11 protein-coding genes are annotated in these 15,100 nt (G+C 70.9%); 7 read left to right on the forward strand and 4 right to left on the reverse strand.

What is annotated here, in order from left to right; all coding sequences use genetic code 11:
- Positions 1-40 precede the first annotated feature (40 nt).
- The 4 genes from PGH47_RS25820 to PGH47_RS25835 all read left to right on the forward strand — a co-directional run bounded on the left by PGH47_RS25820 (position 41) and on the right by PGH47_RS25835 (position 7,149).
- Positions 41-1,759: a serine/threonine-protein kinase gene (locus PGH47_RS25820; protein ID WP_271665394.1), complete on the forward strand. Its 1,719-nt coding sequence runs from the start codon at positions 41-43 to the stop codon at positions 1,757-1,759.
- Between the two features lie 38 nt (positions 1,760-1,797).
- The gene (locus tag PGH47_RS25825; RefSeq protein WP_271665395.1) at positions 1,798-3,528 is read left to right on the forward strand and encodes a serine/threonine-protein kinase; all 1,731 of its coding nucleotides are present in this window, start codon (positions 1,798-1,800) and stop codon (positions 3,526-3,528) included.
- A gap of 131 nt (positions 3,529-3,659) precedes the next feature.
- Positions 3,660-5,273, forward strand: coding sequence for a succinic semialdehyde dehydrogenase (locus PGH47_RS25830; RefSeq protein ID WP_093747021.1), 1,614 nt, complete (start codon positions 3,660-3,662; stop codon positions 5,271-5,273).
- 97 nt (positions 5,274-5,370) lie between these two features.
- The gene (locus PGH47_RS25835) at positions 5,371-7,149 is read left to right on the forward strand and encodes a GMC oxidoreductase (RefSeq protein ID WP_271665396.1); all 1,779 of its coding nucleotides are present in this window, start codon (positions 5,371-5,373) and stop codon (positions 7,147-7,149) included.
- A gap of 91 nt (positions 7,150-7,240) precedes the next feature.
- On the opposite strand, the gene PGH47_RS25840 is transcribed toward PGH47_RS25835, so the two are convergent.
- Entirely contained in the window at positions 7,241-8,296 is a 1,056-nt protein-coding gene (locus PGH47_RS25840; RefSeq protein WP_271665397.1) for an LAETG motif-containing sortase-dependent surface protein, read from the reverse strand.
- Positions 8,297-8,540: 244 nt separating this feature from the next.
- On the opposite strand from PGH47_RS25840, the gene PGH47_RS25845 reads away from it, so the two are divergent.
- Positions 8,541-9,656 (forward strand): hypothetical protein, encoded by a 1,116-nt coding sequence (locus PGH47_RS25845; protein WP_271665398.1) that lies wholly within the window; start codon positions 8,541-8,543, stop codon positions 9,654-9,656.
- 500 nt (positions 9,657-10,156) lie between these two features.
- Here PGH47_RS25845 and PGH47_RS25850 read toward each other — a convergent pair whose 3' ends face one another.
- Complete coding sequence (locus tag PGH47_RS25850; RefSeq protein WP_271668148.1) at positions 10,157-10,486, reverse strand: chorismate mutase; 330 nt, start codon at positions 10,484-10,486, stop codon at positions 10,157-10,159.
- A 277-nt stretch (positions 10,487-10,763) separates the two neighbouring features.
- Here PGH47_RS25850 and guaA point away from each other — a divergent pair, with 277 nt between their 5' ends.
- Positions 10,764-12,338, forward strand: coding sequence for a glutamine-hydrolyzing GMP synthase (gene guaA, locus PGH47_RS25855; protein WP_125528798.1), 1,575 nt, complete (start codon positions 10,764-10,766; stop codon positions 12,336-12,338).
- Between the two features lie 39 nt (positions 12,339-12,377).
- On the opposite strand, the gene PGH47_RS25860 is transcribed toward guaA, so the two are convergent.
- Entirely contained in the window at positions 12,378-12,851 is a 474-nt protein-coding gene (locus PGH47_RS25860) for a pyridoxamine 5'-phosphate oxidase family protein (protein WP_271665399.1), read from the reverse strand.
- 142 nt (positions 12,852-12,993) lie between these two features.
- Here PGH47_RS25860 and PGH47_RS25865 point away from each other — a divergent pair, with 142 nt between their 5' ends.
- A complete protein-coding gene (locus PGH47_RS25865) occupies positions 12,994-13,800 on the forward strand; it encodes a class II aldolase/adducin family protein (RefSeq protein ID WP_030947911.1) in 807 nt (268 codons plus the stop codon).
- 21 nt (positions 13,801-13,821) lie between these two features.
- Here PGH47_RS25865 and PGH47_RS25870 read toward each other — a convergent pair whose 3' ends face one another.
- On the reverse strand, positions 13,822-14,706 hold the full coding sequence (locus PGH47_RS25870; protein ID WP_271665400.1) for a DUF4429 domain-containing protein: 885 nt from the start codon (positions 14,704-14,706) through the stop codon (positions 13,822-13,824).
- Positions 14,707-15,100 lie beyond the last annotated feature (394 nt).

A 15,100-nucleotide genomic window follows, 5' to 3' on the forward strand; every position in this document is an offset into this window, starting at 1 on the left:
CGCTGGCTCCCCGGACATCCCCCGCGATACGAATGGAGCCATGAGCAACAACGGGGGAGCCCCTTATCGGTCCGACGAGCCGACGAGTTTTGAACTGCAACCACCGCAGCCGAACCCGTCCGCGCACGCGCCCGCGCCGCACCCGGACAATCCGTACGCGACGCCCCCGCAGGCCGCTCCGCAGCAGGCAGCGCCGGCCCACCAGGGCGCACCCGCCCACCACCCGGCCACACCCGCGCACCCGGCCGCCCCCGCTCAGACATCCGCCCCCGACCCCGGCACCGGTCGGCTCGTCGCAGGCCGCTACCGCCTGCTCGCCAAGCTCGGGCACGGCGGCATGGGCACGGTCTGGCGGGCCAAGGACGAGACGGTGGACCGCGAGGTCGCGGTCAAGGAGCCCCGCGTCCCGGACCACCTTCCCGAACGGGAACGGGCCAACGCCTACGAGCGGATGCGCCGCGAGGCACGCGCCGCGGCCCGGCTCGACCACCCGGCCGTCGTGAACGTCCATGACGTCGCCGTCGTGGACGGCCGGCCGTGGATCGTGATGGAGCTCGTGCAGGGCCGTTCGCTGGGCGACGCGCTGCAGGAGGGCACGCTCGGCGCCCGCGACGCGGCGAGAATCGGCCTCGAAGTGCTCGGCGCGCTGGAGGCCGCGCACGCGGCGGGCATCCTGCACCGCGACGTGAAGCCGGACAACGTCATGCTCGGCCGCCACGACCGCGTCGTCCTCACCGACTTCGGAATCGCCCAGATCGAGGGCGAGACCAATCTGACCGACACCGGCGGCTTCGTCGGCTCGCCCGAGTACATCGCGCCGGAGCGGGTGCTGGGCCAGCGCCCAGGCCCGGCCAGCGACCTGTGGTCCTTGGGCGTCGTCCTGTACGCGGCGACGGAGGGCGTCTCGCCGTTCCGCCGCAGCAACACCCCGGCGACCCTCCAGTCCGTTCTGAACGCCGTGCCCGCGGCGCCGGCCGCCGCGCAGGGCCCGCTCGCCGAGGCCATCAACGGCCTCCTGCAGAAGGACCCGGCCCGCCGCCCGAACGCCGCGCAGACGCGTGCGCTGCTGGAACAGGCCGCGAACCCGCCGGTGCAGGCCGCCACCCAGGTCGTGCGCATACCGGAGGGCGTCAAGGCCGGCATACGGCTGGGGCCCAAGGCGCTGCTCGGCATCGGGGCGGCGGTCGTCGCCGGGGCGGTGGCGGCGTACCTGGTGATCGCCGATCCGTTCGCGGGGCCGTTGCCGGACGGCTGGACGGAGCGGGCGCACCCGAAGCTGGGGGTGACGCTCCAGGTGCCCGCGAGCTACCAGGTCGGCAGGCCGGACGCGGACGACTCCGACAAGAACTGGGTCACCTACTCCGACTGGAGCGGCAGCATCTGGGTCGGCGTGAACCTGAAGAGGAAGTCCGAGGACCCCTCTAACCAGATCAAGAACTCCGCCGCGGCCGAGATGTACGCCGAGAACGAGGAGTTCAAGGCGCAGGGCGACTACGACTACTCGATGCCCAAAAGCCCCACGACGAAGCCGCAGGAGACCAAGTACCAGGGCAGGCAGTCGGCGGAGAACACCGTCGAGTACAAGACGACCGACACCGAGAACCCGCGCCCCCGCGAGCTGAAGATCTTCTACTACAAGACCTCGGCCGGCGACATGTACAAGGTGGCGATCAGCTACCCGGGCAAGGGCGACTTCACCGACCGCGGCCGTGAGGTGGCGCGGACCGTGATCCAGAACCTGGAGATCGGCAAGCTCTGAACTGGCGAAGTGCCCACCCCGCAAGGTAGGCATGGGACATGAGCGAAGACGGTGGCCGCACCGGACCCAACGGGCGTGTGATCGGCGGGCGTTACCGTCTGGTCGAGCGCATCGGCTCCGGCGGCATGGGCACCGTCTGGCGGGCGCTCGACGAGCTGGTGGACCGCGAAGTCGCCGTGAAGCAGCCGAGGTTGCCCGGCGACCCGGAGGACGCGGCTCATCAGCGGGCCGCCCACCGGCTCTACCGCGAGGCCCGCGCCGCCGCCCGGGTCGACCATCCGGCCGCCGTCTCCATCCATGACGTCGTCGTGGAGGAGGACGGACTGCCCTGGATCGTCATGGAGCTGGTCCGCGGCGAGTCCCTGCACGAGGCCCTCAAACGCGGCCCCGTCGAGGCGTCCGAGGCGGCCCGCATCGGCATCGCCGTCCTCGGCGCCCTGCGCGCCGCGCACGCCGTCGGCATCGTCCACCGCGACGTCAAGCCCGCCAACGTACTGCTCGGCCGGCACCGCAGGGTCGTCCTCACCGACTTCGGCATCGCCCACATCCAGGGCGAGGAATCCCTCACGGTCAGCGGCGAGTTCGTCGGCTCCCTTGAGTTCATCGCCCCCGAGCGGATGTCCGGCCGTGGCGCCGGCCCCGCCTCCGACCTGTGGTCGCTCGGCGTGCTCCTGTACGCCGCCGTGGAGGGCTGGTCACCCTTCCGCCGTACGACCCTGGAGTCCACGCTCGCCGCGATCCTCGCCGCCGACGCGCCCGAGCCGAAACAGGCCGGGCCGCTCGGATCGCTGATCGTGCGGCTGCTGGCGAAGGACCCCGAGCGACGGCCCGACGCGGACGAGGTCGGTGCGGTGCTGGAGGCGGTCGTCGAGGGCCGGCCGGTGCCGGAGCCCTCCGCGGGCGCGGCGACGCCGGGGCCTCAGGACGCCTCCGGGCTCCGGGAGTTCGCCGAGGACTCCGGGACCGTACGGCTGAAGGCCGAGCCGACTCCCGAGCCACCGTCCGACGAAGCACCCGAGCCGCCGTCCGACGGCGCACCTGAAGCCGAGCCCACCCCGGAACCGGCCACGGACCTCACCCCGGAACCGGCGACCGCCACCGGCGCCACCACCTCCACCGCCGCCTCGAACCCCCCTCGCCGCTCCTGGTTTCTGCGCCCTGTCCCCCTCCTCGTCCTCGGTGTCGTCCTCGTCGTCGGCACCTGGCTCGCCACCGCCTCCGTCCTCGGCGGCGACAGCGGTGAGGCCAAGGAGATGACCCCCACCTACAGCTCGGCCCCCCTCGCCCCGGCGACCACACCCGCCCCCGCCTCCGCCCCCGGCGGCTGGACCGAGCACCCCGAGCGGGACATGGACGCCGTCCTCTTCCTCCCCGCCGAGTACAAGGAGGCCGCGCGCGAGGGCGGTGCCACCGACCAGCCCCGGCTCGTCGTCTACGACATCGGCCTCGTCCAGGTCCGCCTCACCCAGTGGGACAAGTCGCCCCGCCCGCTGCTGGAGCAGGCGCAGGAGGCGCACGACACCTGGGACAGCTACAACCACGACGCCAGCACCCAGTCCACCCGCACCGCCTTCAAGGGCTACGACGCCGTCCTCTCCGACACCACCTACGACAAGGACGTGTCCCCGACCCGCGTCATGCAGCTCATCGTGGTCACGGGCGACGACCGCATGTACGAGCTGCGTGTCGACATGCCCAAGGGCACGCCCACGGAGAAGAAGGGCACCGCGGTCTTCAAGGGCGCCCGTGACCGACTCGAGATCGAGTGATCCGCCGCCGACCCGGCAACGCCCTGATCAGCTCATTTGTTGCCAGTGGACACTGGCATCATGTGAGCACTCGGTGAATCCCCGTTACCGACGGGTACACAAAGCCCCCGCTCCGGCATACTCTGCGCCTCATGACGGACGCGCAGGCCCCGGCCAAGACCGGCACCAACCCCCTCGCCCCCGCCCCGCAGGGCGCCCGTACCGCCGCCGACGTGGTCACGCCGGAACTGGTGGCCCAGCTCACCAAGGGCGTGGTCGGCTCCGGCCGTACCGCGAACCACACGCCGTTCACCGGCGAGAAGCTGGCCGACCTGCCGGAATCCACGCCCGAGGACGTGGAGCGGGCCTTCGAGGCGGCCCGTAAGGCGCAGGCCGTCTGGGCCCAGGTCCCGGTGCGGCAGCGCGCCGCGGTCCTGCTCCGCTTCCACGACCTGGTGCTGGAGCGCCAGGCGGAGGTCCTCGACCTCATCCAGCTGGAGACGGGCAAGGCCAGGCTGCACGCGCACGAGGAGGTGCAGGCCGTCGCCGTCGCGGCCCGCCACTACGGCCGCAAGGCGCCTGCCTACCTGAAGCCGAAGCGGCACGCGGGCGCGGTGCCCACGCTCACCCGTGTCACCGAGCTGCGCCACCCGCGCGGCGTCGTCGGCCAGATCGCCCCCTGGAACTACCCCCTGGAGCTGTCCGTCGGTGACGCGCTCCCGGCGTTCGTCGCGGGCAACGCGGTCGTCATGAAGCCCGACACGGAGACCTGCCTGACCGCCCTGTGGGCCCGCGACCTGCTCATAGAGGCCGGGCTGCCCGCCGACGTCTTCCAGGTCGTCCTCGGCGAGGGCCCGGTCGTCGGCCCCGAGGTCGTCAAGCACGCCGACTACGTCTCCTTCACCGGCTCCACCCGCACCGGCCGCCAGGTCGCCCAGGGCGCCGCAGCCCGACTGGTCGGCGTCTCCCTCGAACTCGGCGGCAAGAACGCCATGCTGGTGCTGGAGGACGCCGACATCGAGAAGGCCGCCGCGGGCGCCGTCCGCGCCTGCTTCTCCTCCGCCGGCCAACTGTGCATCTCCATCGAGCGGTTGTACGTCCACGAGTCGATCGCCGACGCCTTCGTGGAGCGCTTCGCCGCCCGCACCAAGGCCATGCGGCTCGGCACGTCCCTCGCCTACGGCGCCGACATGGGCTCCCTGGTCGGCGAGCGCCAGCTGGAGACGGTCACCCGGCACGTGGAGGAGGCCGTCGCGAAGGGCGCCACGCTCGTCGCGGGCGGCGCGGCCCGCCCGGACATCGGCCCGTACTTCTTCGAGCCGACGATCCTCGACGGCGTCGTACCGGACATGACCGTCTGCTCCGAGGAGACCTTCGGCCCGGTCGTCTCCATCTACCGCTTCAAGACCGAGGACGAGGCGGTCGAGCACGCCAACTCCACGCCGTACGGCCTCAACTCGTCGGTCTGGACGAAGGACGGCGGCCGTGGCCGTGCGGTCGCCGCCCGCCTGCGCACCGGCACGGTGAACGTCAACGAGGGCTACGCCCCCGCTTACGGCAGCGTCCAGTCGCCCATGGGCGGCATGAAGGACTCCGGCCTCGGCCGCCGCCACGGCTCCGAGGGCATCCTCAAGTACACGGAGGCCCAGACGGTCGCCCAGCAGCGGCTGCTGCCGATGGCGCCGTCGCTGGGCATGGACGACGAGAAGTACGCGCAGTTCATGAGCCGCAGCCTGCGCCTGATGAAGGCGTTCCGGTTCAGGTAGAGGCTTTTAGGGGCGCGGGGCCGTACTGATCTGCGGCTCCGCCCCGTGAGCGCGACCAGCCACAGAAACCCGCACGGACACTCAACGAGGAGCACACGTGCCTCAGGACACCTACGATTACGACGTACTGGTCGTCGGCTCCGGCTTCGGCGGTTCCGTCACCGCCCTTCGCCTCACCGAGAAGGGCTACCGCGTCGGCGTCCTGGAGGCAGGCCGCCGCTGGACCCGCGAGTCCCTGCCGAAGAACTCCTGGGACCTCAAGAACTACCTCTGGGCCCCCAGGCTCAACATGTTCGGCATCCAGCGCATCCATCTGCTGGGCAACGTCATGGTGCTGGCGGGCGCCGGCGTCGGCGGCGGCTCCCTCAACTACGCCAACACCCTCTACGTACCGCCGAAGCCCTTCTTCGACGACCCGCAGTGGCGTGACATCACCGACTGGCAGGACGAGCTGAAGCCGTACTACGACCAGGCCCGGCGCATGCTCGGCGTACGGCTCAACCCGACGATGACCCCGTCCGACGTGCATCTGAAGGCCGCGGCCGAGCGGATGGGCGTCGGCGACAGCTTCCACATGGCGCCGGTCGGCGTGTTCTTCGGCGACGGCGAGGACGCCGAGGGCGAGGCCCGGGTCACCCCGGGCCAGGAGGTCGCCGACCCGTACTTCGGCGGGGCGGGCCCCTCCCGCAAGGCGTGCACCGAGTGCGGTGAGTGCATGACCGGCTGCCGGCACGGCGCGAAGAACACCCTGAACGAGAACTACCTCTACCTCGCCGAGAAGGCGGGCGCGGTCGTCCACCCCATGACGACGGTCGTCTCCGTCACCGACGACTCGCAGGGCGGGTACGCGGTGGCGACGCTGCCGACGGACGGGAGGAAGAAGGGCCAGGGCAGGCTGTTCAAGGCCCGCCGGGTGGTCCTCGCGGCCGGGACGTACGGCACCCAGACCCTGCTGCACCGGATGAAGGCCGGCGGGCAACTGCCGTACCTCTCCCCGAAGCTGGGCGAGCTGACCCGCACCAACTCCGAGGCCCTCGTCGGCGCGCAGACCGACAACCGGCGCTACCGCAGGGCCACGGGCGAGGCGAAGGTCGACTTCACCCGCGGCGTCGCCATCACGTCCTCGATCCACCCCGACGAGAACACCCACATCGAGCCGGTCCGCTACGGCAAGGGCTCCAACTCGATGGGCGGCCTGTCGATCCTCCAGGTCCCCTACGCGGAGGGCTCCTCGCGGGTCGCGGGCTGGCTGGCGAACGCCGTCCGGCACCCGATGATGATGCTGCGCTCCCTGTCCAACCGCCGCTGGTCGGAGCGGACCATCATCGGCCTGGTGATGCAGTCGCTGGACAACTCGCTGACGACGTATCTGAAGCCGGACGGCGTAGGCAAGGGCCTGCTGACCGCGCGTCAGGGCCACGGTGCGCCCAACCCCAAGCAGATCAGGGCCGCTTCGGAGGCCGCGACCGCGATCGCCGCCGACATCAACGGCTTCGCCGGCTCCAATGTCGGCGAGCTCATGGGCACCCCGCTCACCGCCCACTTCCTCGGCGGCTGCCCGATCGGCGACTCGCCGGAGACCGGCGTGATCGACCCGTACCACCGGCTGTACGGCCACCCGGGCATCTCGGTCGTCGACGGGGCGGCGGTGTCGGCCAACCTCGGCGTCAACCCGTCCCTGACGATCACGGCACAGGCCGAGCGGGCGATGTCGTACTGGCCCAACAACGGCGAGGCCGACCAGCGTCCGGCGCAGGGAGCGGCGTACGAACGCCTCAACCCGGTCGAGCCGAAGTCCCCGGCGGTCCCGGCGGAGGCCTTCGGCGCGCTGAAGCTGCCCTTCCTGGGAATACCGGCGGTGCCCCCGAAGAAGTAGCGGCCCGCGAAAGCCGCCGTACACAGAGAAGGACCTGCGCCCCCCTCCGAGCGCAGGTCCTTCTCTGTCTTGCGTGAAGCTGTGCCGGGGCTTACGCCTCCGCGCCCACCTTGCGGCGCTTCATCGCGAACACGACGCCGGCGCCGGCGACGATGGCGATGCCACCGATGGTGCCGATGACCGGAAGGTTGGAGCTGGAGCCGGTCTCGGCGAGGTTGCCGGTGACCTCCTCGACCTCACCCTGCGGCTTCTTGCCGTCGATGCCCGAGGGCTTCTCACCGGTCGGGTCGGCCGGGTCGACGTCACCCGGCTTGGTGCCCGCGGCGAGCACGGTGAACTCGTAGAACTCACCGTTGCCGTAGCACGCGGTGTCCTCGCCCGCGTAGATCGCCTGGCTCAGCGCGAAGGACGAACCGGCCGGGGCCGACGACTTCACACGGACGCGCAGGTCCAGCGAGGAGGTGGAGTTCGCCTCCAGCTTGTCCAGGGAGGCGACGAAGCTGCCGGTGAAGACGACCTTGCCGTCCTCGTCCTTGTAGGAGTCCTGGTAGCTGCTGGTCCACTTGCCGTCCTGCTTGACCTGGATCTCGGCCATGTTCAGGTACAGCGACTCGTCGACGTTCTCGTCCGCGTACTCGGTGAACGCCTCGATCCAGACGTTCTCCAGGTCCTTGTCCGAGTTGTTCGTGGCGACGAACTCGAAGTTGTGCCAGCCCGAACCCGCGACGATCTTGCTCGGCAGACCGGAGATCTCGGCCTTGAGGTTGTCGTCGAGGTCGAAGGTCTCGCAGTCCTCGTACGGGTTCCACTCGTCGTCGCCCTCGGAGGGGGTGCTCTCCTCGGGTGCGGGGGTGGACTCCTCCGCGGCCGGGGTGGACTCCTCGGCAGCGGGCGTGCTCTCCTCGGCGGCGGGAGTGGACTCCTCCGCAGCCGGGGTGCTCTCCTCGGCGGCCGGGGTGGACTCCTCGGCAGCGGGCGTGCTCTCTTCGGCGGCGGGGGTGGACTCCTCCGCGGCCGGCGTGCTCTCCGACACCGTCGGTGTCGAGGTGGTCTCGTCCGTGGCGAACGCGGCCGGCGCCGACAGAAGCGCGATCGGCGCTATGACGGCCGTCGTGGCCGCGGCGGCCAGTGCACGGCGAAGCTTCATGAAGACCTCGAAAGTCCGGTGTGCTGCGATCTCGCAGCACGCGCTATAGGGAGGCCTCCGCGTGTGGGGCGCGGCTGTGGCCCTTGATTCGCAGGGTTTGATCAGCGACGTGGGTGAAAGGTTGTGCGTTCACTAACAGATTTTTTATGTGGCCCGCGTCACACGCGGGCGCCTGATCTTGCGAGCTCCGAACTGACGTACGCTCAGCCGGCCGACAGCCCGCTGAGAGGAAGCCCACACCGCCGTGACCGACAAGCCGTCCGAGGGCTCGTCCATATCCGACGAGGCCTGGGAGAAGTTCGTCCAGGACGCCGAGCGCGACCAGGTCGCCGCCCCGAAGGAACCGTCCGCGCGTGCCCGGATGGTGACGGAACGACTGCGCCAGCAGGACGCGCGGGGCGAGCAGCCCGCAGGCTGGCGCACCGGCCCCGCCTGGCAGGAGATGAACGGCCGCGGCGCACGCCGCCGGAAGGTCTGGAGCGCGATCGGCGTACTGCTGGCCGTCGGGGTGGCCGTCGTCGCCCTCAAGCCGTCCCTCGTCCTGCCAGGTTCGGACTCCGAGCCGGCCCCGGCCTCGCCGCTGGCCCCCGAGACGAGCCGGCCCAGCGGCGCGCCCGCCGACGCTGCCGGACTCCCCACGCGACAGCGGCCGTTCACCGGTTCCCCGGCCGCCCGCTGGGCCGCCGGCGCGGCCGCCATCGAGGTCCCGAAGGCCAAGTCGGTCAGCGGTGTCTCCGCCGCCCGGATCCAGACGGCCCTGCGGCTGACGAAGGACTTCGTGATCGCCGCCAACCTCGACCGCGAGGTGCTGTACGGCGCCGAACCCAAGGCCGCGCTGGCCCTCGTCGACCCGCTGCAGAAGGACTACCTGGCCGACCTGCGCTCCGCGCTGCGCCGCCCCACGGCCAAGAACGACCCCACCTGGACCTTCACCCGCTTCGACCCCGACGAGGTCGAGCTCGTGGGCACCGAGGTCAAGGTCCGCGGCCGGATGGCCGTCGAACCCGACGGCGCCGGCAAGGCGATGATCCGGGCCGACTACACCTTCGTGTATCCGCTGGCCAGGACCGGTGGCGGCGACGAGGTCGCCCGCGCCATCGTCCGCCGGGTCGTCGAGGTGGACGTCTCGGACCCCGCCAAGTACCAAAGCACCGAGGGGCGGATCTGGGTGTACCGCATCGACGGCGAGATCTCCAACGACGACTGCGAGATCGGTGACGGCCGTATCCACCCGCTGTTCCAGTCCGACCTGATGTCAGGCCCGGAGTCCTCCGGCGAGGCGATCGATCCGTACGACCGCAGCAGAGGAGTGGACCCGGACCGGGACACCGACGAGTGCGGCACCGTCTCGCGCACCTGAGAACGTCCGGCGGGTGTGCGCCTCCGGTTTGTGTCCACCGGCTCGCGCCGATCGCCATGCGCCGAACGGCATGAGAAGGGCCCCGCGGGACGGAGCCGCGGGGCCCTTCCTTGGTCAGCACCGACGTCAGGGCAGCGTCGGTGCCTGGGAGCGGCGCCGGGGGGTTGCGCCGCGGGTCATGGTCGCCGCGATCCGGTTGTCCGCGGCGGGAATTGAAGCGGTGAGGCCGAAGGGCGTAGGGGCTGCTCCTGCCCCTTCCGCCGGCCGGCCCCGGGCGTCCCCGGAGCCGACCGTTCTCTAGGGTGACCGGGCTGCTGTCCCCTGCCGTCCGGTCACTTACCTGGAGCGAGGTCCCACGGCGCACGGTGATCCGTCCGCCTCATCGCTCCAGCGAGCCACGCGTGGTTCTTTCGGGCCCGCCCCTGGCTGGCACGGACACCGGTACCAACGAAGCGGTGCGGGAGGCGTCACGTGCCGTACGGGTGAGAGGGCGGCCGAACTCAGATGCGACCGCGGCACAGTTCGAGCAGCGTCATCGCGAGGGCCGTGCCCGGCTTGCCCAGGGCGTCCCTGTAGTGGCCGAGGACGTCCATCTCCCGGGAGAGGTTCACGCGCCGGCCGCCGGAGGCGATCCGCGCCTCCTGGATCACCGCCGACACGGCCATGCGTTCCTGGATCAGACCGATGATCCGGTCGTCCAGTGAGTCGATGCGCTCGCGGGCACCGGTGATCACATCGGCGGCCTCGGGGGTACGGGCACCGGTCACGTCGGTCGCGGTCATGGGGGCTCCTCGTCGATCTTGGGTTTCGTGGGTGCCCCGGGGCGACAGGACCCGGAAAACGCCAGACGCCCCGGGCCTTGTCGGCCCGGGGCGCCTGGGAAGTCGCTTGTCAGTTGCTCAAGCGGCACGACCATGGCAGCCGGCGGGCCGGGTGCCATAGGTAAAGAGGAAGGTCGTCTGCGTGAGCATGGTGCCAGTATGCCGCGCGGCACGCGGGTGTCCAAGCCGGTTCGCATCCTGAGACAGGGCTGACCCCGAGGGCGGCCCCCCGGACCCCGGTAGACTCGGCCCCACACACACCTCGCTCAACGCCGGAAGGCAACCCGTGTCATCAGCGAACCCCGCCGCCCCCGACACCGTCCTGGTCGTCGACTTCGGCGCGCAGTACGCCCAGCTCATCGCCCGTCGCGTCCGCGAGGCCCGGGTCTACAGCGAGATCGTGCCGAGCACCATGCCGGTGGCGGAGATGCTCGCCAAGAACCCGGCGGCGATCATCCTCTCCGGCGGCCCCTCGTCCGTGTACGAGGAGGGCGCCCCCGGCCTCGACCGCGAGATCTTCGAGGCCGGCGTCCCCGTGTTCGGCATGTGCTACGGCTTCCAGCTGATGGCACGCTCCCTCGGCGGCACGGTCGACAACACCGGCGCCCGCGAGTACGGCCGCACCGACCTGCACGTGTCGAAGTCGTCCTCCACCCTCTTCGAGGGCACCCCGGCCGAGCAGCACGTGTGGATGTCGCACGGCGACGCCTGCTCCGCCGCCCCCGAGGGCTTCTCCGTCACCGCGTCCACGGACGTCGTCCCGGTCGCCGCCTTCGAGAACGACGACAAGAAGCTCTACGGCGTCCAGTACCACCCCGAGGTCATGCACTCCACGCACGGGCAGCAGGTGCTGGAGCACTTCCTGTACCGCGGCGCGGGCCTCAAGCCGGACTGGACCACCGGCAACGTCATCGACGAGCAGGTCGCGGCCATCCGCGAGCAGGTCGGCGACAAGCGCGCCATCTGCGGCCTGTCCGGCGGCGTGGACTCCGCCGTGGCGGCGGCCCTGGTCCAGAAGGCCATCGGCTCCCAGCTGACCTGCGTGTACGTCGACCACGGCCTCATGCGCAAGGGCGAGACCGAGCAGGTCGAGAAGGACTTCGTGGCCGCGACCGGCGTACAGCTGAAGGTCGTGGACGCCGAGGAGCGGTTCCTCAAGGCGCTGGCCGGGGTCTCCGACCCCGAGGAGAAGCGGAAGATCATCGGCCGGGAGTTCATCCGCGTCTTCGAGCAGGCGCAGCTGGAGATCCTCCAGGAGGAGGGCCCCGAGGTCGCCTTCCTCGTGCAGGGCACCCTCTACCCGGACATCGTCGAGTCCGGCGGCGGCACCGGCACCGCCAACATCAAGTCCCACCACAACGTGGGCGGCCTCCCCGACGACATCGAGTTCGAGCTCGTCGAGCCGCTTCGCCAGCTGTTCAAGGACGAGGTCCGCATGGTCGGCCAGGAGCTCGGCCTCCCGGAGGAGATCGTCCAGCGCCAGCCGTTCCCCGGCCCCGGCCTCGGCATCCGCATCGTCGGCGAGGTGAACAAGGAGCGTCTCGACCTGCTGCGCGACGCCGACGCCATCGCCCGTGAGGAGCTCACGGCGGCCGGCCTCGACCGCGACATCTGGCAGTGCCCGGTGGTCCTGCTCGCCGACGTCCGCAGCGTGGGCGTGCAGGGTGACGGCCGGACCTACGGCCACCCGATCGTCCTGCGGCCCGTCTCGTCCGAGGACGCCATGACCGCCGACTGGTCGCGACTGCCGTACGACGTTCTCGCGCGGATCTCGACCCGGATCACCAACGAGGTGCGGGACGTCAACCGTGTCGTCCTCGACGTGACCTCGAAGCCGCCGGGCACCATCGAGTGGGAGTGAGCCCCCGGGCTTGCATGAGCCCCAGGGCGCGTAGGTGCCTTAGGTGCGCTTGATCGTGCGCAGGGGTACGCCGGGCTGCCAGATCTGGACGACCAGGTACTTGTCGTCCTCGACGTAGGTCCTCACGACCTCGGTGAGCTCGGTGCGGAAGAGGTGGAACGGCTCCGGCGGTTCCACCTCTTCGCCGTATGCGGCCTTCTGCTCCGGGTCCTCGACCTCGATCGCCCGCCCGGCGATCCGCACGTCGCCGCCGCCCATCGACTGGCCCTCGCCGGGGTTCGCCTGGAGCGCGAAACGGGGGTCGCGGCGCAGATCGAGGGCCTTGAGCGAGTCCGGCATCATGCCGAGCCACAGCTCGCCGTTCAGGAAACGGACCTCCAGGCCGGTCGTGCGGGGCGAGCCGTCCTTGCGGAGGGTGGCGAGGACGTGGTGGGTGAAGGCGCCGAAGCGTTCCTCGGCGGTGCGGGCGAGGTCCGGCTCCGCCTCGGTGAAAGCTGCCCAGTTCGCTGTCATACGGCCAGTCTGGCCCCCATACCCGACATCTTCTGTCGGGTTTCCGCTGTCCGGGTAGCGGGATCTTTACAGAACATCTCTGTTCTCCTGCGCTGACCGACGGTAACTTCCGCCCCGTAAGCAACCCAGTGCGGGAGGACACATGCACGGGACGCCCCTCGGGCCCATTCCGCCCTCGCCGCTGCCGACCGACCAGCTGCGGTTCGCGATGCCGCCGATGCACGAGTCGGTCGAGGACGAGCGCCGGCATCGCAAGGAGCGGCTCGCGGGCGCGCTGCGGATATTCGGACGGCTCGGATTCGAGGACGGGGTCTCCGGACACATCACCGCACGCGACCCCGAGTTCAGCGACTGCTTCTGGGTCAACCCGTTCGGGATGCCGTTCCGGCACGTCACCGTCAGCGACCTCGTCCTCGCGAACTCCGAGGGCCAGGTGATAGAGGGCCGCTACCACGTCAACCAGGCGGCGTTCACCGTGCACTCCCAGGTCCACGCCGCCCGCCCCGACGTCGTCGCGGTCGCCCACTGCCACTCGGTGCACGGACGGGCCCTCGCCGCGCTCGGCGACCTGCTCGATCCGATCACCCAGGAGAGCTGCGCCTTCTACGAGGACCACGCGCTCTACGACGCCTACTCCGGAGTCGCCGTCGACGCCATGGAGGGCCGGCGCATCGCGACCGCGCTCGACTGCCACAAGGCGCTCGTCCTGCGCAACCACGGCCTGCTCACCGTCGGCGACTCCGTGGACGCGGCGGCCTGGTGGTTCCTGTCCATGGAACGGTCCTGCCAGGTCCAGCTGACCGCCAGGGCGGCGGGACGGCCGGTGCTGATCGAGCACCGGCAGGCCGTGGCCACGCGGGAGCAGCTCGGCGGGGATCTGGTGGCGTGGATCAACTATCAGCCGCTGTGGCAGGACATCAGCCGGAGCGAGCCGGATCTGTTGAGCTGACCGGCGGGCGCCGGGTGCTTGTCAGAAGCCTCGGAGGACCGCGGCCTTCGTCATTGCGAACTCCTCGTCCGTGAGGATGCCGTCGCGGTGCAGTTCGCCCAACTCGCGCAGTCTGCGCAGGAGTACGTCGTGGTGGTCGGCCGGGCGCGGGACGGCCGCCGCGAGCTGTGGGCGGTCCTCGGGGTCGACGCCCGTGCGGGTGGACGGGTGCGGCAGACGGGCGGTGATCGCGGTCGCGACCAGGGCCGTGAGCAGGTCGCGACGGGCGCTGCCCCACAGGTCCAGGGCGTACGGGTCCTTCTCCGGCGGCAGTTTGGAGAACACCGTCTCGCGGGTCACGAAGCGCAGGAAGCCGTCCTCGTAGCCGGAGTTGGGCAGCCACTCGACCTGGACCAGTTCGCCCACGCCGATGATCCGCGGGCCGGTCGCCCGCTTGACCCGGTCGGAGGTGTCGGACCAGTCGATCCGGACCTGGGTGCCGTCGAAGGAGACCGTGCCGTCGGAGGAGCGGACGGAGACCGGGACGGGCGGGCCGGGCAGGAGGTAGGTCTTGGTCGGGTCCTTGGGGATCTGGTCCAGGAGCAGCGCGCGGCGGATCTCCTCGGCGACGTACTCGGCGACCCCCGCACGGTCGACGTCCACCGCCAGCCGGTACGGATCCGCCGTGTCCGGCAGCCTGCCGCCGGTCGCGTGGAGCAGCGGGTCGGCGCCCTCACGCAGCCGCATGCGCAGCCGGCCGCGCTTGCGTTCGGGCTCGAAGACGATGCCGGCGACGGCTTCGAGGGGCACGGCGATCTCTCCGTACGTCTGCCGGAACAGGGGCACGGAGCGGTGGAGGCCCGGCGTGATGCGGACCGTTGTGCCGTCGAAGGCCCAGGTCCCGTCGCGCTGGATGATCTCGGCCATACGGGAATTCTCGCAGCCGGGTCAACACGGGGGGTGATTTCGTCACCCGCGTCGACCGGACCTGCCGGGTGGGGGGTGGGTGGCGTACGGCACAATTCGCTGTCGTCGCAGGGGAGTTGTGGGGGACCGCGGCCGCGGTGCGGGCGGCTGCCGGAATCGGTCGTGGCCGGTATGTGAGATGCGGCTGCCGGTGGTGGGGTTGTGGGTTATAAGGCCATGGGGTGATGTGGCCGCTCGGTGGGGTTTTGCTGGCTGGCGGCTGGCGGCTGGCGGCTGGTGGCTGGTGGTCGGTTGTCGGTTGTCGGCGGTTGGTTGCTGGGTGGCTGTCGGTCGGTGGTCGGTGGTCGGTGGTCGGTGGCGGGTTGCGGGCTGTGGGTTTTCGGTTGTGTTTCGG

The organism is Streptomyces sp. HUAS 31 (genome assembly GCF_028198125.1).
Lineage (GTDB): Bacteria > Actinomycetota > Actinomycetes > Streptomycetales > Streptomycetaceae > Streptomyces > Streptomyces chartreusis.

Excerpts from the sequence above, each read along its gene's own strand:
- PGH47_RS25820 (WP_271665394.1), top strand. The coding sequence starts at position 41 with ATGAGCAACAACGGGGGAGCCCCTTATCGGTCCGACGAGCCGACGAGT.
- PGH47_RS25825 (WP_271665395.1), top strand. The coding sequence starts at position 1,798 with ATGAGCGAAGACGGTGGCCGCACCGGACCCAACGGGCGTGTGATCGGC.
- PGH47_RS25830 (WP_093747021.1), top strand. The coding sequence starts at position 3,660 with ATGACGGACGCGCAGGCCCCGGCCAAGACCGGCACCAACCCCCTCGCC.
- PGH47_RS25840 (WP_271665397.1), bottom strand. The coding sequence starts at position 8,296 with ATGAAGCTTCGCCGTGCACTGGCCGCCGCGGCCACGACGGCCGTCATA.
- PGH47_RS25860 (WP_271665399.1), bottom strand. The coding sequence starts at position 12,851 with ATGACAGCGAACTGGGCAGCTTTCACCGAGGCGGAGCCGGACCTCGCC.
- PGH47_RS25865 (WP_030947911.1), top strand. The coding sequence starts at position 12,994 with ATGCACGGGACGCCCCTCGGGCCCATTCCGCCCTCGCCGCTGCCGACC.
- PGH47_RS25870 (WP_271665400.1), bottom strand. The coding sequence starts at position 14,706 with ATGGCCGAGATCATCCAGCGCGACGGGACCTGGGCCTTCGACGGCACA.